The following is a 16,835-nucleotide window of genomic DNA, read 5'->3' as shown; positions in this document are numbered from 1 at the left end:
AATCACCTTGTCACTGTGTGGATTTGTTTCTTACCATGGCGACCAATTTTTAGTGCCACAGACATTACCTAAGTACAGGCCTGGTCCAACAGGCCAAGCAAGCTGATGGGAGAGGACTGAATGAGCAATGACGGCGTCAACGCAGGCCGGCGCCGCTTCCTCGTAGCCGCGACATCCGTGGTCGGGGCAGCGGGGGCAGTGGGGGCTGCGGTACCGTTCGTGGGGTCATGGTTTCCCAGTGCCAAGGCGAAGGCGGCCGGCGCACCGGTGAAGGTCAATATCGCCAAGGTCGAGCCCGGGCAGCAGATGGTTGCCGAGTGGCGTGGCCAGCCCGTATTTATCGTACGGCGAACGCAGGAGATCCTTGGCAATCTGAAGAAGATCACCGCAGAGCTCTCCGACCCTGAATCGAAGGCGTCGGTGCAGCCCGCCTACGTCGACCCGGAAGTCCGCTCGATCAAGCCGGAACTGCTCATTCTCGTCGGCCTGTGCACCCATCTGGGTTGCTCGCCGACCTTCCGCCCGGAGGTCGCGCCCGCTGACTTGGGGCCGAAGTGGGTGGGTGGCTACTTCTGCCCCTGCCACGGCTCCCACTACGACCTGGCTGGGCGGGTCTACAAGTCGCAGCCAGCGCCTCTCAACCTGCCAGTGCCGCCGCACTCTTACGAGTCGGATGATATCGTCGTCATCGGCGTCGACCAGGAGAAAGCATGATGAGCAAGTTCATGGACTGGATTGATGCTCGCTTCCCCGCCACCAAGATGTGGGAAGACCACCTGAGCAAGTACTACGCGCCCAAGAACTTCAACTTCCTGTATTTCTTTGGCTCGCTGGCCCTGCTGGTGCTGGTCAACCAGATCGTCACCGGCGTTTGGCTGACCATGAGTTTCACGCCTTCGGCGGAAGAGGCGTTCGCCTCGGTCGAGTACATCATGCGTGACGTGGAGTACGGCTGGATCCTGCGCTACCTCCATTCCACCGGTGCCTCGGCGTTCTTCATCGTGGTTTACCTGCACATGTTCCGCGGCCTGCTCTACGGCTCGTACCAGAAGCCGCGCGAGCTGGTGTGGCTGTTCGGCATGCTGATCTACCTGGCGCTGATGGCCGAGGCCTTCATGGGGTATCTGCTGCCATGGGGGCAAATGTCGTACTGGGGCGCCCAGGTGATCATCTCGCTGTTCGGCGCAATCCCGGTGATCGGCGGCGATCTCACCCAGTGGATCCGCGGTGACTACCTGATTTCCGGCATTACCTTGAACCGCTTCTTCGCCCTGCACGTGGTGGCCTTGCCGATCGTCATACTCGGCCTGGTCGTGCTGCACATCCTGGCCCTGCACGAAGTGGGTTCGAACAACCCGGATGGGGTGGATATCAAGAAGAAAAAGGACGAGAACGGTATCCCGCTCGACGGCATCCCGTTCCACCCGTACTACACCGTCAAGGACATTGTCGGGGTGGTAGTGTTTCTCTTCGTGTTCTGTGCGGTGGTGTTCTTCTTCCCGGAAATGGGTGGCTACTTCCTGGAAAAGCCCAACTTTGAGCAGGCCAACGCGTTCAAGACACCTGAGCACATCGCGCCGGTATGGTACTTCACGCCCTTCTACGCGATCTTGCGTGCCGTGCCTGACAAGCTGATGGGCGTGATCGCCATGGGCGCCGCCATCGCCGTGCTATTCGTATTGCCCTGGCTGGACCGCAGCCCGGTGCGCTCCATGCGCTACAAGGGCTGGATCAGCAAGGCCTTCCTGCTGGTGTTCTGCATCGCCTTCGTCATTCTCGGCGTGCTGGGGGTATTGGCACCGACGCCAGGGCGCACTTTGCTGTCGCAGGTGTGCACGGTGTTGTACTTCGCCTACTTCCTGCTGATGCCGTTCTACACGCGGCTTGAGAAGACCAAACCGGTTCCGGAAAGGGTGACTGGCTGATGAAAAAGTTGATTGCAGTACTTTTGCTGGCAGTGATGCCTGCCTTTTCCTTCGCTGCCGAACATGGCCTGGAGCTGGACAAGGTCGATATCGACCTGACCGACAAGGCTGCCATGCAAGATGGTGCGCGGACCTTTGCCAACTATTGCATGGGCTGTCACAGCGCCAAGTTCCAACGTTACGAGCGGGTTGCCGATGACTTGGGGATCCCTCATGAGCTGATGCTCGAGAAGCTGGTGTTCACCGGTGCCAAGATCGGTGACCACATGAACATCGGCATGAAGCCCAGTGATGCCAAGACCTGGTTTGGCGCAGCGCCTCCCGACCTGACCCTGGTCGCCCGCGTACGCGGTACCGATTGGCTGTACAGCTACTTGCGCAGCTTCTATGAGGACCCTTCGCGGCCCTATGGGGTGAACAACAAGGTGTTCCCCAACGTGGGCATGCCCAACGTGCTGGTCGGCCTGCAGGGCAACCAGGTGGTCGGTTGCAAGCAGGTGCAGATGGTCGTCGATGGCAAGAAACAATTCGACCCATTGACGGGCAGCCCGCTGACCCATGAAGCGTGTGACCAGCTGACCATCACGCCGAATTCCGGTACCCTGACGACCGAGCAGTTCGACGAGAAGGTCAAGAACCTGGTGACCTTCCTGGCCTATTCGGCCAACCCGGTCAAACTGGAAAGCCAGCGCATCGGTACCTATGTGTTGCTGTACCTGGCTTTCTTCTTCGTGTTCGCCTACTTGCTCAAGCGCGAATACTGGAAGGACGTGCACTGATCACGCAGTAGTTTCTGGTAGTTGAACGCGCCCTGGGCGCCCCCTTGTGCAAGCGAGGGGGCGTCCAGGGCGCGTTTGCATTTGCAGTTTCACAAGCATCCCCATGCGAGGAGGCGCTACATGGGCGCGACCAATAGGTTAGCCTGCTATTCCGATCCCGCTGATCACTATTCTCATCGGGTACGCCTCGTGCTTGCCGAGAAAGGTGTCAGCGTGCAGATCATCGACGTCGATCCTGGGCGTCTGCCACCCAAGCTGGTTGAGGTGAACCCTTACGGCAGCGTGCCGACCCTGGTCGATCGCGACCTGGCGCTCTATGAATCGACCGTGGTGATGGAATACCTCGAGGAGCGTTACCCGCATCCGCCGCTGATGCCGGTGTACCCGGTCGCGCGCGGTAACAGCCGCTTGTTGATACACCGCATCCAGCGTGACTGGTGTGCGTTGGCCGATACCGTGCTTGACGCGCGCAGCACTGAAGCCGTGCGCGCGGAGGCCCGCAAGGCACTGCGTGAGAGCCTGACCGGCGTCTCGCCCTTGTTCAACGAATTTGCTTGTTTCATGAGTGATGAGCAAAGCCTGGTCGATTGTTGTCTACTGCCCATCCTCTGGCGTTTGCCGGTAATGGGTATCGAGTTGCCGCGGCAAGCCAAGCCGCTGCAGGATTACATGGAGCGGCAGTTCGCCCGCGAGCCATTCCTGGCGAGCCTGTCCTCCGTTGAACGTGAAATGCGTAAGCTTTAAGGAGCCGTTGATGAACTCCAGTCGCCCCTATCTGGTTCGTGCACTGTACGAGTGGATCGTCGACAACGATTGCACCCCGCACATGCTGGTCAATGCCGAGTTTCCGGCTGTCCAGGTGCCGCAGGGTTTCGCCAGTGACGGCCAGATCGTCCTGAATATTTCCCCCAGTGCCGTGCGCAGCCTGCATATGGACAACGATGCGGTGAGCTTCGAAGGGCGCTTCGGCGGCGTTGCTCATTCGTTGTTCGTGCCGGTAGGTGCAATTCTCGGTATTTACGCCCGTGAGAACGGCCAGGGTATGGTCTTCGAGCTGGAGCCACCGTTGATGGAAGGTGAAGAGCTGGACGACGAAGGTGTCGAGCCGGATGACGAAGGCCCGCCGGAAGGGGGTGGCCAGCCGCCGCGCCCGACCGGGCGGCCGAGCCTGAAGGTGGTGAAGTAACAAAAAAGGCGATCCGCATGGATCGCCTTTTTCATTGCAGGCCTGGGATTACAGGTCGCTGATGCTGCGCACCTGGTCCTTGTTGATGCGGGTGCGTTTGCCATCGAGCTGCTCGAACTCGTAGAAGCCCGAATTCTTCTCATAGTGCGGGGCATCGACGGCCTGGATCTCGCGGCCATCGTTGAGGGTGATCAGGCTGGGGGTGGAGCAGCCGGCCAGGGCGGCAAAGGTGCCGATCAGCAGGGCGGGCAGCAGAAGCTTTTTCATGCGGTGTTTCCTGGGGTTCTGAAAGGGTGGTGCGTGGTTGCCTGTGCCGGCCGGTGAGGGGCCGGCACAGGCAGAGGGATCAGTCGATGTACTCGAACAGCTTGACGATCTTCTGCACGCCGGACACGCCCTGTACCACGGCGGTGGCGGAGTTGGCTTCTTGCTGTGTCACCAGGCCGAGCAGGTAGACGATACCGTTCTCGGTGATCACCTTGATGCGCGAGCTGGGCACGGCGTTGTCGGTCAGCATCTGGGTCTTGATCTTGGTGGTCAGCCAGGCATCGTTGTTGCGCGCGAGGATGGAGGATGGCTGCATCACCTGCAGTTCGTTGTGCACTTTCTTGACGCGCTGCACTTGGCCGGCGGTTTGTTCGGCCAGGCTCTTGAGGTCGGCGCGTGGGGTTTGCCCGGCCAGCAACACTACACCGTTGTAGCTGCTGACGACGATATGCGAGCCCTTGTCCAGGTCAGGGCTGGCCTTGGAGATGTTGACCGCAGCCTTGGTTTCGATCAGCGAGTCGTCGATCTTGCTGCCGATGGTGCGGGTGCCGCGATCATCCTCGATCGGGGAATTACGGGTCGAGGTCAGTACCGAGCTGCAGCCGGTGACGCTCAGGCACAGGGTCAGGGCCATCAGGCCGAGGCGCATGGGGATCATTCTTCACTCCCGAACAGTTGGCTGTCGATCAGATCGCACAGGCAGTGGATCGCCAGCAGGTGGACTTCCTGGGTACGAGCGGTGACCGTCGAAGGTACGCGGATTTCCACGTCCTCGGGCAGCAGCAGCGAAGCCATGCCGCCACCGTCACGTCCGGTCAATGCTACGACAATCATTTCGCGATCATGTGCGGCCTGGATCGCTTGAATCACGTTGGCCGAGTTGCCGCTGGTCGAAATTGCCAGCAATACATCGCCGGGCTGGCCCAGTGCGCGAATCTGCTTGGAGAAGACTTCGTTGTAGCTGTAGTCGTTGGCGATCGAGGTCAATGTCGAGCTGTCGGTGGTCAGGGCGATGGCCGGCAGGCTCGGGCGTTCACGCTCGAAGCGGTTGAGCAGCTCCGAAGAAAAATGCTGGGCATCACCGGCCGAGCCGCCGTTGCCACAGGCGAGCATCTTGCCCTCGTTGAGCAGCGCATTGACCATGACCAGGCTGGCCTGCTCGATGTGCGGTGCCAGGATGTCCATTGCCTGTTGCTTGGTATCGATGCTGGCCTGGAACAGCCGGCGAATTCGGGATTGCATGTCCATCTGGTGACCTTAAGTGGGGCGGTGGCCTTTGCTACGCGCAACAGGGACCAGCCCGCGAAACATAGAGCAAAAAAATGGGAGTGGGTTCAGCATTCGAAGGCGTTTTTCAGCCATTGAAGCGGCCGGCCTGCATGGTGGCTACCCTGCAAGGCGACAACGTCGAAGCGGCACGGGTGGTTGGCCCAGCGAGACTCCTTCTGCAGAAAAAGACTGGCGGCAAGCACCAGCCGTTTCTGCTTGCGCCCGTCGATACTGCCGAGGGCGCCACCGAAGCCCGCGTGCAACCGGTAGCGGACTTCGACGAATACTACTGTATCGGTGTCGAGCATGACCAGATCAAGCTCACCGCCTTTGCATCGCCAATTGCGCGTCAGCAGCTGCAGGCCTTGCCCTTGAAGGTACTCAAGGGCTTGGTTTTCTGCGTCCTGGCCGGCGCGGGTCGGTGATGCGTTTGGCATCAGTGCGAAGTGTCCGGCAGGCGCTTGACCTGGCCGCCGGAGAACTCGGCCCATGGCAGCTGGCGCTCGACGCGTTGGTTGGCGTTCATGCTCAGGCTGCCCGAGAGGCCTTCTACGCGGTTGTCCGGCAGTGCTTTCAATTGGCCCAGGCGAGGTGCCAGGCTGTAGGCATCGACGCCCATGGCATACAGGCGGCCGAGGCTGCCGGCAGCTTGCGGCCACTGCTGGACCACTTGCTGGCGCAGGCTGTTGGTGGTGTCCAGCAGCCAGGGGGTCTCGCAGAAGCGAATACCGTTCATGTCGTTGTACTGGTTGACGTCACCGCTGGCGCTGTACAGGTTCGAGGTGGCGTAGACCGGTACATCACCGGCGTACTGGAAGTTCAGGGTCGGCTTGATCTGCTGCGCCTGTTGCGGGGTCGAGGCGAGGAAGATGAAATCGATGTCCTGGCGGCGCGACGGCTGGGCGGCGATGCTACCGCCGACCGTGCTCTGCAGGCTTTGTGCACGGCCTTCGCTCTGGCGCAACTGGAACAGGTTGGCGATCTGCTGAGCCAGGGCGACCGGCTGGGCGATGCGCTCGGCAGCGATCACGGTACCGCCATTACCTTCCCAGTCCTGGCGGAAGGCTGCCAGCACGCGATCCCCCCATTCCCCGCTTGGCACCAGGGCTACGGCGCGGACCATGCCGTCGGCGCGGGCGCGGCGCGCAACTTCGCGGGCTTCGTCCTCGGCGGCGAGGCCGAACTGGAACAGCTGTGGCGGGGCCTTCTGGCCGGCGTCGGCGTAGTTCAGCGCGAGGGTCGGGATGGGCAGTTGCGCGTTGGCGGCAAGTTTCTTCACCAGCGGTTTTTCCAGCGGGCCAACCACCAGTTGCACGCCGTCGGCCTGCGCCTGGCGATAGAAGTCGTCGAGCGAACCGATGCGCGAGCTGTCGTACACCTGCACGGCTGGCGCTTGCTGGCCAGCCTGCTGGGCCTGGAAGTGGGCGGCCATGAAGCCGTCACGCAGCGCGCGGGCGACACCGGCCAACGGGCCTTCCTGAGGCAGCAGCAGGCCGATCTTGGTCAGGGGCTGGCTGGCCAGTTCCTTGAGTTTGGTCAGGGCCAGCGGCAGCTGTTGCGCGGCAGGGTGGTCGGGATGCTGTTTGCGCCAGGTGTCGATGGCGGCCTGCTGTTGCTCCAGGGTGCCGGCGCTTTTCACGGCCAGGGCCAGGCTGGTCCAGCCGGCCAAGGTCTGGTCGCCGGTGGGCTGCTGCAGTTGCTCTGCAGGCAGCGAGGCGACCAGGGTCCAGATGGCGTCATTGTTGCTGCTGGCAGCCTGACCGCTGAGCAGAGGGCCCAGCAGCACGCGTTGCTGGGCTGCAGCCAGCGCCTGGCCGTCGGCCTCGAGGGCAGCAGCCTGCACACTGTAGGTGCGCACTTGCTGCTCCACCGGCAATTCGCCGACATGCTGCAGGCTTGGGTGCGAGAGGGCGCTGAGGGCGGCCTTGGGCTGGTTGCGGCTCATGGCCAGTTCCGCGCCGAGGGTGGCGGCGAAGATTTGCTGGGCCGGCTTGAGCGTCTCCATCGGGACCTGCTCGAGAATGCGTGCGGCGCGCGGATAGTCCTTCTGCTTGTAGGCCAGGTCGGCAGCGCTCAGGCGCAGCAAGGCGGCGTCTTCAGCAGACTTGCTGGCAGCCGCTTTTTCGAGCAGTTGCTCAATGCTCGCGTCCGGGGTGCGTGGCAGCTCGCCCAGGCTGGATGAGGGCGAGCTGGCGCAGGCTGCCAGCAGGGCAGCGAGGCAGAGGGCTGTGAACAGCCGCAGGCAAGCGATCATGTAAAGGTCCTGTTACTCGATCAAGTTGGCCGGCAATTGTACCGAAGCGTTGGCCGGGGCGCGATCTTGCTGATTGCAGAACCTTGACTATAGGTGTCCTGGTGGCAACTGCGGGTGAAGTTCTTTGCGCCCTGTTACCGGCGCTCGGGCTACAATGAAGCCTTTGATCCGAAAGACAGGTGTGCGCAGTGACTGATGTGGCAGGGGCTTCGAAATCCACCGTGGGGACGCTGTACGTGGTCGCGACCCCCATCGGCAACCTCGACGACATGAGTGCCAGGGCATTGAAGGTGCTGGCGGATGTCGCCTTGATCGCCGCCGAGGACACCCGGCACTCGATTCGTCTGCTGCAGCATTTCGGCATCGATACGCCCCTGGCGGCCTGCCATGAGCACAACGAACGCGACGAAGGTGGGCGCTTCATCACCAAGCTGCTGGCGGGTGAGGATGTGGCGCTGGTGTCTGATGCCGGTACCCCATTGATTTCCGACCCAGGCTACCACCTGGTGCGCCAGGCGCGCGCCGCAGGCGTCAAGGTGGTGCCCGTACCGGGCGCGTGCGCGCTGATCGCAGCGCTCTCGGCCGCTGGGCTGCCGTCCGACCGGTTTATTTTCGAAGGCTTCCTGCCGGCCAAGACAGCCGGCCGTCGTGCGCGCCTGGAGCAGGTGAAGGAAGAACCGCGCACGTTGATCTTCTACGAAGCGCCTCACCGCATTCTCGAATGCCTGGAGGACATGGAACTGGTATTCGGGGCCGAACGCCCGGCGCTGCTGGCGCGCGAACTGACCAAGACTTTCGAGACCCTCAAGGGCCTGCCGCTCGGTGAATTGCGCGCGTTCGTGGCGGGTGACAGCAACCAGCAGCGTGGCGAGTGCGTGGTGTTGGTGGGCGGATGGAGCGCGCCGGAGGGCGAGGAGGCGATCAGTGCCGAGGCGCAGCGTGTGCTCGACCTGTTGCTGGCCGAGTTGCCGCTCAAGCGCGCAGCGGCGTTGGCGGCGGAAATTACCGGCGTACGCAAGAACCTGCTGTATCAAGTGGCACTGGAAAAGCAGAAAGCGCAGTAGTGGCCATTTGATGTAATTTGCGGTATTGCTTGTTCTTGAGCGCGCCTGCCGTTAACCTTGTCGGCGGAGAGTCGATCGGACAGTCGCTGCCGTCTTTTGTTCCGCAAAAGGCGGGGGAGGAAAGTCCGGGCTCCATAGGGCAGAGTGCCAGGTAACGCCTGGGAGGCGCGAGCCTACGGAAAGTGCCACAGAAAATAACCGCCTAAGCACTTCGGTGCCGGTAAGGGTGAAAAGGTGCGGTAAGAGCGCACCGCACGGCTGGCAACAGTTCGTGGCTAGGTAAACCCCACTCGGAGCAAGACCAAATAGGGTTCCATCAGGCGTGGCCCGCGTCGGAACCGGGTAGGTTGCTAGAGGCGTCCAGTGATGGCCGTCGTAGAGGAATGACTGTCCTCGACAAAACCCGGCTTACAGATCGACTCTCCACCTCTCTCCCCTCCTGCTTAATCGATAGCAGATCCGTCCTGGTAATACCGAAAAAATCTTACTCTTAATAAATCACTTTAACTTCGAACTGCATTCGTTTGAGTTGGTTTGATTTTTCACGTTTTTTTCATGCGCCGGCACTCCTTCCATCTTCCAATATCGCGCTAAATCGCGGTCCTGTAAGGGTTTTCCTTATGAACGTGCCTTGACGGTGCAGCGGGCGGATTCCTATAGTGTGCGCAAGTGGCAGAAAGTGGGATGAAGTGGGTTTTCTGGCACAAAAAAGTTAACATTGTGGGGAATCGCAGCCGTGTTCCGCGGAGCCAACGCCGTCAGCCTCGATGCAAAGGGCCGTCTCGCCATGCCGAGCCGGTACCGTGACGAGCTCGATTCGCGTTGCAAGGGTCAGCTGATCGTGACCATTGACGCCGTTGACCCCTGCTTGTGTGTTTATCCCCTCGATGAGTGGGAACAGATTGAAACCAAGTTGCGCGCCTTGCCGTCGTTGCGTGAGGAAAACCGCCGCCTTCAGCGTTTGCTGATCGGTAATGCGGTTGACCTGGAGCTCGATGGCAGCGGTCGTTTCCTGGTACCGCCCCGCCTGCGGGACTACGCCAAGCTGGACAAGAAGGCGATGCTGGTGGGGCAGTTGAACAAATTCCAGCTGTGGGATGAGGAGGCCTGGAACGCAGTTTCGGCAGCCGACCTTGCAGCTATCCAACAACCGGGCGCCATGCCCGACGATTTGCGTGACCTGATCCTGTGACCATAGATAGCGGCTTCAACCACATCACCGTCCTGCTCGACGAAGCTGTCGAGGCATTGGCCCTGCGCGCCGACGGTTGCTATCTCGACGGCACCTTCGGCCGCGGCGGGCACAGCCGTCTGATTCTCAGCAAGCTCGGGCCGCAAGGGCGGCTACTGGGTTTCGACAAAGATCCTCAAGCGATTGCCACCGGGCAAGCGCTGGCGGCCGAAGACGGCCGCTTTGTCATTGTGCAGCGCAGCTTTGCCGAGCTGGGCGCCGAGGTGGCCGAGCGCGGCCTGGATGGCAAGGTCAGCGGGATTCTGCTCGACCTGGGCGTGTCTTCGCCGCAGCTGGATGACCCCGAGCGTGGCTTCAGCTTCCTCAATGACGGCCCACTGGATATGCGCATGAACCCTGATCAGGGCATCAGCGCCGCCGAGTTCATCGCCACTGCGCCTGCCGAAGAAATCGCTCGTGTATTCAAAGAGTACGGCGAGGAGCGTTTTGCCGGGCGCATGGCCCGTGCCGTGGTCGAGCGCCGCGAGAAGCAGCCGTTCACACGTACCGCCGACCTGGCCGAAGTGCTCAAGGTGGCAAACCCTGCGTGGGAAAAGGGCAAAAACCCGGCCACCCGTGCCTTCCAGGGCCTGCGTATCCACGTCAACAACGAACTGGGCGACCTCGAGACCGGCCTTGAAGCGGCGCTCGACGCCTTGGAAGTCGGTGGTCGCTTGGCGGTGATCAGCTTCCATTCGCTGGAAGACCGTATCGTCAAGCTGTTCATGCGCAAGCTGGTCAAAGGCGAGGCCGACAACCTGCCGCGCAATCTGCCTGTGCAGCACAAGGTCTTCGAGCCCAAGATCAAACTGATCGGCAAGGCACAGTTCGCCTCCGATGCAGAACTCAAAGCCAACCCGCGGTCGCGCAGCGCCGTCATGCGGGTGGCGGAGAAGCTTCGGTGAGCCGGCTATTTGCCAAACCTTTGCCAGGCGGCAGCTTGCTGATGCTTCTGCTGTTTGTCGGCGTGCTCGTTTCGGCCATCGCCGTGTCCTACAGCGCCCACTGGAACCGCCAGTTGCTCAATACCCTGTACGGTGAGTTGAACGAGCGCGACAAGGCCCAGGCCGAGTGGGGCCGGCTGATCCTCGAGCAAAGCACCTGGACCGCCGCCAGCCGCATCGAGAGCCTGGCCTCCGAGCAGCTGAAAATGCGTGTGCCTGCGGCAGACGAAGTGCGGATGGTGGCGCCATGATGAAGCTCGAAGGCGCACTCTACCCGTGGCGCTTCCGCGTGGTGATCGGCTTGCTGGCGGTGATGGTCGGTGCCATCTGCTGGCGCATCATCGACCTGCAGGTGGTCGACCGTGACTTCCTCAAAGGCCAGGGCGATGCCCGTAGCCTGCGTCATATCCCGATTCCGGCACACCGTGGTCTGATTACCGATCGCAACGGTGAGCCGCTGGCCGTCAGTACGCCGGTCACCACCTTGTGGGCCAACCCCAAGGAAATGCAGGCCTCCAAAGAGCGCTGGCCGCAGCTGGCCGCTGCACTTGGGCAAAACGCCCAGCAGCTGACCGAGCGCTTGACCCAGCAGGCCAGCAAAGAGTTCATCTACTTGGTCCGTGGCCTGACCCCTGAGCAGGGCCAGCACGTGCTCGACCTGAAAGTGCCGGGTGTCTACGGCCTTGAAGAATTCCGCCGCTTCTATCCGGCCGGTGATGTCACCGCACACATGGTCGGCTTCACCGACCTGGACGACCATGGCCGTGAAGGCGTGGAACTGGCCTACGATGAATGGCTGGCCGGCGTGCCCGGCAAGCGGCAGGTGATCAAGGACCGGCGCGGCCGGCTGATCAAGGACATCCAGGTGACCAAGAACGCCAAGGCCGGCAAGACCTTGGCGTTGTCCATCGACCTGCGCCTGCAATACCTGGCCACCCGCGAGCTGCGCAACGCCATCGCCGAGCAGGACGCCAAGGCCGGCAGCCTGGTGATCATGGACGTCAAGACCGGTGAGGTCCTAGCCATGGTCAACCAGCCGACCTACAACCCGAACAACCGCCGTAGCATGTTCCCGGCCGCGATGCGTAACCGGGCGATCATCGACGTGTTCGAGCCGGGCTCCACGGTCAAGCCAATCTCCATGAGTGCTGCGTTGCAGAGCGGCCGCTGGAAACCGACCGACAAGGTCGAGGTGTACCCGGGCAGCCTGCAGATCGGCCGTTACACCATCAAGGACGTGTCCCGCAGCGAGGGCCCGATCCTTGACCTGACCGGCATCCTGATCAACTCCAGTAACGTCGGCATGAGCAAGATCGCCTTCGATATCGGCGGCGAAGCCATCTACCGGGTGATGTCCCAGGTCGGCCTGGGCCAGTACACCGGCCTGGGTTTCCCGGGCGAGCGCGTCGGCAACCTGCCCAACCACCGCGAATGGCGCAAGGCCGAAACCGCCACCTTGTCCTACGGCTACGGCGTGTCGGTAACCGCCTTGCAATTGGTGCATGCCTACGCAGCGCTGGCCAACGACGGCAAGATGGTGCCGCTGTCGATCCTCAAGGTCGACAAGGCCCCCGAGGCGGTGCAGGCCATTCCGAAAGAAACCGCCGAAACCGTGCAGGGCATGCTGCAGCAGGTGATCGAGGCGCCGCGCGGCGTGTTCCGCGCCCAGGTGCCGTTCTACCACGTGGGTGGTAAGTCGGGTACGGCGCGTAAGGCGACCGTCGGCTCCAAGGGCTACACCGAGAACGCCTACCGCTCGTTGTTCGCAGGCTTCGGCCCGATGAGCGACCCGCGTTACGCCGTCGTCGTGGTCATCGACGAACCGAGCAAGGGCGGCTACTTCGGTGGCCTGGTATCGGCGCCGGTGTTCAGCAAGGTCATGTCCGGCACCCTGCGGCTGATGAACGTGCCGCCGGACAACCTGCCGCCGCCAACCGAGCAACAGCAAGTCAATGCAGTACCCGCCAAGGGAGGGCGTGGATGATGACGATGCCACTGAGCAAGCTTTTCGCCGACGCCAGCCGCGATCCCTTGATCCGTGAACTGACCTTGGACAGCCGCGCCGTGCGCCCGGGTGACCTGTTCCTCGCCGTGCCGGGGGCCAAGGTCGATGGCCGTGACCATATCGCCGATGCCCTGGCCCTTGGCGCTGCTGCGGTCGCCTATGAAGTGCAGGGCGCAAGCGTACTGCCGATCACCGATGCGCCGCTGATTCCGGTCAAGGGGCTGATCGCCCAATTGTCGAATATCGCCGGTCGTTTCTATGGCGAGCCGAGCCGTCAGTTGAACCTGGTAGGGGTTACTGGCACCAATGGCAAGACCAGCGTCACCCAACTGGTGGCTCAGGCGCTTGATTTGCTGGGCCAGCGTTGCGGCCTGATCGGCACGCTGGGCACAGGGTTCTTTGGCGAGCTGCAGAGCGGCCGCCTGACCACGCCGGACCCGATCGCGGTGCAGTCGACCCTCTACGACCTCAAGAAGGGCGGCGCCAAGGCCGTGGCGATGGAAGTTTCCTCGCATGCTCTGGAGCAGGGGCGCGTTGCGGCGCTGGAATTCGATATCGCGGTGATGACCAACCTGTCCCGGGATCATCTGGATTACCACGGCAGCATGGAGGCCTACGAGGCCGCCAAGGCCAAGCTGTTCGCCTGGCCCAGCCTGCGTTGCCAGGTGGTCAACCTGGATGACGCTTTCGGGCGCCGCCTGGCAGCTGACTTTGCCCGCCGCCCGAGTGCTGATCATATCGAGACCCGGCTGCTCAGCTATAGCCTGGAAAACCCGGACGCTTCCTTGTATTGCCGTGAAGCGACGTTCGATGACGATGGCGTGCGCGCTGTCATCAGAACCGCCCAGGGTGAGCGCACGTTGCGTAGCCAGCTGCTCGGCCGCTTCAACCTGAGCAACATGCTCGCGGCCGTGGCAACGCTGTTGGCGCTGGATTACTCGCTGGACGAAATTCTCAAAGTCACCCCGCAACTGCAAGGGCCGGTTGGCCGTATGCAGCGCTTGGGCGGCGGCAACAAGCCGCTGGTGGTGGTCGATTACGCGCACACCCCCGACGCCCTGGATAAGGTCCTCGAAGCCCTGCGCCCGCACGCTCACGGTCAGTTGCTGTGCCTGTTCGGCTGTGGCGGTGACCGCGATCGCGGCAAGCGCCCGCTGATGGCCCAGGTGGCCGAGCGCCTGGCTGATCGCGTCATGGTCACCGACGACAACCCGCGTACCGAAGACCCGCAAGGCATCTTCGGCGATATTCGCCCTGGGTTTGCCCGGCCTGCCGACGTTGCGTTCGTCGCCGGTCGCGGTGAGGCCATTGCACGGCTCATCGCTTCTGCCGCTGCCGATGATGTGATCGTGCTGGCAGGCAAGGGGCACGAGGACTACCAGGAGATCAATGGCGAACGCCATGATTTCTCCGACCTGGTCGAAGCCGAGAAGGCCCTTGCAGCCTGGGAGGCGCCACATGCTTAAGCCCATGACACTCAGCCAGCTGACCACAGCATTGGGTGCTCACCTGGTCGGTGCCGACGCCCGCTTCGACGGTGTCAGCATCGACAGCCGCAGCGTCGGTGCCGGACAACTGTTTGTCGCCCTGACCGGCCCGCGTTTCGATGGCCATGATTACCTGGCCGATGTACAGGCCAAAGGCGCCGTGGCGGCGTTGGTCGAGCGTGAAGTGGTCGGTGTCGACCTGCCGCAACTGCTGGTCAAGGACTGCCGTGTCGCGCTCGGCCAGCTGGGGGCGCTGAACCGCGTCGCCTTCGACAAGCCGGTGGTGGCCATTACTGGCTCCAGCGGCAAGACCACGGTCAAGGAGATGCTCGCCAGCATCCTGCGTACCCGCGGCCTGGTGCATGCCACCCGCGGCAACCTGAACAACGACCTCGGTGCCCCACTGACCCTGCTGGAAATTGCCCCCGAGCACAGTGCAGCGGTCATCGAGCTGGGGGCTTCGCGCATCGGCGAGATCCGCTACACCGTGGGGCTGACCCAGCCGCAGGTAGTCATCATCAATAACGCCGGTACTGCCCACGTTGGCGAGTTCGGCGGCCCGGACAAGATCGTCGAAGCCAAGGGCGAGATCCTGGAAGGCCTGGGCGAGGGCGGCACGGCCATACTCAACCTGGACGACAAGGCGTTTGCTATCTGGAAAGCACGTGCCGGTGCGCACAAGGTCATCAGTTTTGCCCGCAATGATGTGCGCGCCGACTTCTACGCCACCGATATCGGCCGTGATGCGCGTGGCTGCCCGTCGTTCACGCTGCATGGCGCCGGTGAGTCGGTAGCCGTGCAGCTGAATGTGCTGGGTGAGCATAACGTCAGCAACGCCCTGGCCGCCGCAGCCGCTGCGCATGCCGTTGGTCTGAGCCTCAATGGCATCGCTGCAGGGCTGAACGCCGTTCAACCGGTCAAGGGCCGCACCGTGGCGCAAATCGCGCCGAACGGCGTGCGCGTGATCGATGACAGTTACAACGCAAATCCCACCTCCATGTGCGCGGCCATTGATATACTCGCCGGCTTTTCCGGGCGCACCGTTCTGGTGCTTGGGGATATCGGCGAACTGGGCCAGTGGGCGGAGGAAGGCCACCGTCAGGTGGGCGAGTACGCGCGCGGCAAGGTCGACGCCCTGTATGCAGTGGGTTCCAACATGAAACATGCGGTCGACGCGTTCGGCGCCGATGGCCGTCATTTCGCTACTCAAGCTGAGCTGATCGAGGCCGTTCACGCCGAATCTGCCAGCAATACCACTATCTTGATCAAGGGCTCGCGCAGCGCTGCGATGGAAAACGTCGTGGCTGCACTGTGCGGTGCCAGCGGGGAGAAACATTAATGCTGCTGCTGTTGGCTGAGTATCTGCAACAGTTTCACAAGGGCTTCGCGGTCTTCCAGTACCTGTCCCTGCGCGGGATCCTCGGTGTACTGACCGCGTTGTCGCTGGCGCTGTGCCTGGGCCCTTGGATGATCCGTACCCTGCAGATTCGCCAGATCGGTCAGGCTGTCCGTAACGACGGCCCGCAATCGCACCTGTCCAAATCCGGCACCCCGACCATGGGGGGCGCGTTGATCCTGTCCGCCATCGGCATCAGCACGCTGTTGTGGGCCGACCTGTCCAACCGCTACGTGTGGACGGTGCTGATCGTTACGCTGCTGTTCGGTGCGATCGGCTGGGTCGACGACTACCGCAAGGTGATCGAAAAGAACTCGCGTGGCCTGCCGAGCCGCTGGAAGTACTTCTGGCAGTCGGTGTTCGGCCTGGGCGCTGCAATCTTCCTGTTCAAGACTGCCCCCACGACGGTCGAAACCACCCTGATCGTGCCGTTTCTCAAGGACGTTACCATCCCGCTGGGCATCGGTTTCATCGTGCTTACCTATTTCGTCATCGTTGGCTCGAGCAACGCGGTCAACCTGACCGACGGCCTCGATGGCCTGGCGATCATGCCAACGGTGATGGTCGGCGGCGCGCTGGGCATCTTCTGCTACCTGTCGGGTAACGTGAAGTTCGCCGAATACCTGCTGATCCCTTACGTGCCGGGTTCGGGCGAGCTGATCGTCTTCTGTGGCGCGCTGATTGGCGCGGGCCTGGGTTTCCTCTGGTTCAACACCTACCCAGCCCAAGTGTTCATGGGCGACGTCGGTGCGCTGGCGCTGGGCGCCGCCTTGGGCACCATCGCCGTGATCGTGCGTCAGGAAATCGTGCTGTTCATCATGGGTGGCATCTTCGTGATGGAAACCCTGTCGGTGGTGATCCAGGTCGCTTCCTTCAAGCTCACTGGCAAGCGCGTGTTCCGCATGGCGCCGATCCACCACCACTTTGAACTCAAGGGCTGGCCTGAGCCACGGGTGATCGTCCGTTTCTGGATCATCACCGTGATTCTGGTGCTGATCGGCCTTGCAACCCTGAAATTGAGGTAGACG

General features: G+C 62.2%; 18 protein-coding genes and 1 other RNA gene. 14 read left to right on the top strand and 5 right to left on the bottom strand.

Features of this window, described 5'->3' with window-relative positions; genetic code table 11:
- Positions 1 to 120 precede the first annotated feature (120 nt).
- The 5 genes from petA to ACIPIJ_RS21730 all read left to right on the top strand — a co-directional run bounded on the left by petA (position 121) and on the right by ACIPIJ_RS21730 (position 3,890).
- Positions 121 to 714: a ubiquinol-cytochrome c reductase iron-sulfur subunit gene (gene petA, locus ACIPIJ_RS21750; RefSeq protein WP_401080393.1), complete on the top strand. Its 594-nt coding sequence runs from the start codon at positions 121 to 123 to the stop codon at positions 712 to 714.
- The gene (locus tag ACIPIJ_RS21745; protein WP_401080676.1) at positions 714 to 1,925 is read left to right on the top strand and encodes a cytochrome bc complex cytochrome b subunit; all 1,212 of its coding nucleotides are present in this window, start codon (positions 714 to 716) and stop codon (positions 1,923 to 1,925) included. Before petA ends, ACIPIJ_RS21745 begins: the two co-directional genes overlap by 1 nt.
- Complete coding sequence (locus ACIPIJ_RS21740) at positions 1,925 to 2,704, top strand: cytochrome c1 (RefSeq protein ID WP_401080391.1); 780 nt, start codon at positions 1,925 to 1,927, stop codon at positions 2,702 to 2,704. Before ACIPIJ_RS21745 ends, ACIPIJ_RS21740 begins: the two co-directional genes overlap by 1 nt.
- Positions 2,705 to 2,824: 120 nt before the next feature.
- Entirely contained in the window at positions 2,825 to 3,448 is a 624-nt protein-coding gene (locus ACIPIJ_RS21735) for a glutathione S-transferase N-terminal domain-containing protein (protein ID WP_401080389.1), read from the top strand.
- Between the two features lie 10 nt (positions 3,449 to 3,458).
- A complete protein-coding gene (locus ACIPIJ_RS21730; RefSeq protein ID WP_401080387.1) occupies positions 3,459 to 3,890 on the top strand; it encodes a ClpXP protease specificity-enhancing factor in 432 nt (143 codons plus the stop codon).
- Positions 3,891 to 3,938: 48 nt separating this feature from the next.
- Here the strand turns inward: ACIPIJ_RS21730 and ACIPIJ_RS21725 are convergent, their stop codons facing one another.
- From ACIPIJ_RS21725 to ACIPIJ_RS21705, 5 genes are all read right to left on the bottom strand, one after another.
- A complete protein-coding gene (locus tag ACIPIJ_RS21725) occupies positions 3,939 to 4,157 on the bottom strand; it encodes a YgdI/YgdR family lipoprotein (RefSeq protein WP_401080385.1) in 219 nt (72 codons plus the stop codon).
- A 79-nt stretch (positions 4,158 to 4,236) separates the two neighbouring features.
- A complete protein-coding gene (locus ACIPIJ_RS21720) occupies positions 4,237 to 4,815 on the bottom strand; it encodes a BON domain-containing protein (RefSeq protein ID WP_401080383.1) in 579 nt (192 codons plus the stop codon).
- Positions 4,812 to 5,405, bottom strand: coding sequence for a phosphoheptose isomerase (locus tag ACIPIJ_RS21715; protein WP_401080381.1), 594 nt, complete (start codon positions 5,403 to 5,405; stop codon positions 4,812 to 4,814). The genes ACIPIJ_RS21720 and ACIPIJ_RS21715 overlap by 4 nt, the downstream gene beginning before the upstream one ends.
- An 86-nt stretch (positions 5,406 to 5,491) precedes the next feature.
- Positions 5,492 to 5,863, bottom strand: a complete 372-nt coding sequence (locus ACIPIJ_RS21710) for a YraN family protein (RefSeq protein WP_401080379.1) — start codon at positions 5,861 to 5,863, stop codon at positions 5,492 to 5,494.
- A complete protein-coding gene (locus ACIPIJ_RS21705; protein WP_401080377.1) occupies positions 5,863 to 7,680 on the bottom strand; it encodes a penicillin-binding protein activator in 1,818 nt (605 codons plus the stop codon). The genes ACIPIJ_RS21710 and ACIPIJ_RS21705 overlap by 1 nt, the downstream gene beginning before the upstream one ends.
- Before the next feature lie 188 nt (positions 7,681 to 7,868).
- Here ACIPIJ_RS21705 and rsmI point away from each other — a divergent pair, with 188 nt between their 5' ends.
- The 9 genes from rsmI (at position 7,869) to mraY (ending at position 16,832) form a co-directional block, all read left to right on the top strand.
- On the top strand, positions 7,869 to 8,744 hold the full coding sequence (gene rsmI, locus ACIPIJ_RS21700) for a 16S rRNA (cytidine(1402)-2'-O)-methyltransferase (protein ID WP_401080375.1): 876 nt from the start codon (positions 7,869 to 7,871) through the stop codon (positions 8,742 to 8,744).
- A gap of 67 nt (positions 8,745 to 8,811) precedes the next feature.
- Positions 8,812 to 9,171: RNase P RNA component class A (gene rnpB / locus ACIPIJ_RS21695), an RNA gene on the top strand.
- A gap of 309 nt (positions 9,172 to 9,480) precedes the next feature.
- Complete coding sequence (gene mraZ, locus ACIPIJ_RS21690) at positions 9,481 to 9,936, top strand: division/cell wall cluster transcriptional repressor MraZ (RefSeq protein ID WP_401080373.1); 456 nt, start codon at positions 9,481 to 9,483, stop codon at positions 9,934 to 9,936.
- Complete coding sequence (gene rsmH / locus ACIPIJ_RS21685; protein WP_401080371.1) at positions 9,933 to 10,880, top strand: 16S rRNA (cytosine(1402)-N(4))-methyltransferase RsmH; 948 nt, start codon at positions 9,933 to 9,935, stop codon at positions 10,878 to 10,880. Before mraZ ends, rsmH begins: the two co-directional genes overlap by 4 nt.
- A complete protein-coding gene (gene ftsL / locus ACIPIJ_RS21680; RefSeq protein ID WP_401080369.1) occupies positions 10,877 to 11,170 on the top strand; it encodes a cell division protein FtsL in 294 nt (97 codons plus the stop codon). Before rsmH ends, ftsL begins: the two co-directional genes overlap by 4 nt.
- Positions 11,170 to 12,903, top strand: coding sequence for a peptidoglycan D,D-transpeptidase FtsI family protein (locus ACIPIJ_RS21675; protein ID WP_401080673.1), 1,734 nt, complete (start codon positions 11,170 to 11,172; stop codon positions 12,901 to 12,903). The genes ftsL and ACIPIJ_RS21675 overlap by 1 nt, the downstream gene beginning before the upstream one ends.
- A complete protein-coding gene (locus tag ACIPIJ_RS21670) occupies positions 12,900 to 14,390 on the top strand; it encodes a UDP-N-acetylmuramoyl-L-alanyl-D-glutamate--2,6-diaminopimelate ligase (RefSeq protein ID WP_401080367.1) in 1,491 nt (496 codons plus the stop codon). The genes ACIPIJ_RS21675 and ACIPIJ_RS21670 overlap by 4 nt, the downstream gene beginning before the upstream one ends.
- Positions 14,383 to 15,750, top strand: a complete 1,368-nt coding sequence (gene murF, locus ACIPIJ_RS21665) for a UDP-N-acetylmuramoyl-tripeptide--D-alanyl-D-alanine ligase (protein ID WP_401080365.1) — start codon at positions 14,383 to 14,385, stop codon at positions 15,748 to 15,750. The genes ACIPIJ_RS21670 and murF overlap by 8 nt, the downstream gene beginning before the upstream one ends.
- Positions 15,750 to 16,832, top strand: coding sequence for a phospho-N-acetylmuramoyl-pentapeptide-transferase (gene mraY, locus ACIPIJ_RS21660; protein WP_401080363.1), 1,083 nt, complete (start codon positions 15,750 to 15,752; stop codon positions 16,830 to 16,832). The genes murF and mraY overlap by 1 nt, the downstream gene beginning before the upstream one ends.
- Positions 16,833 to 16,835 lie beyond the last annotated feature (3 nt).

It is taken from the genome of Pseudomonas sp. NPDC087185 (assembly GCF_044744955.1).
Classification (GTDB): domain Bacteria; phylum Pseudomonadota; class Gammaproteobacteria; order Pseudomonadales; family Pseudomonadaceae; genus Aquipseudomonas.
This window is presented reverse-complemented; position numbering and strand designations above follow the sequence as displayed.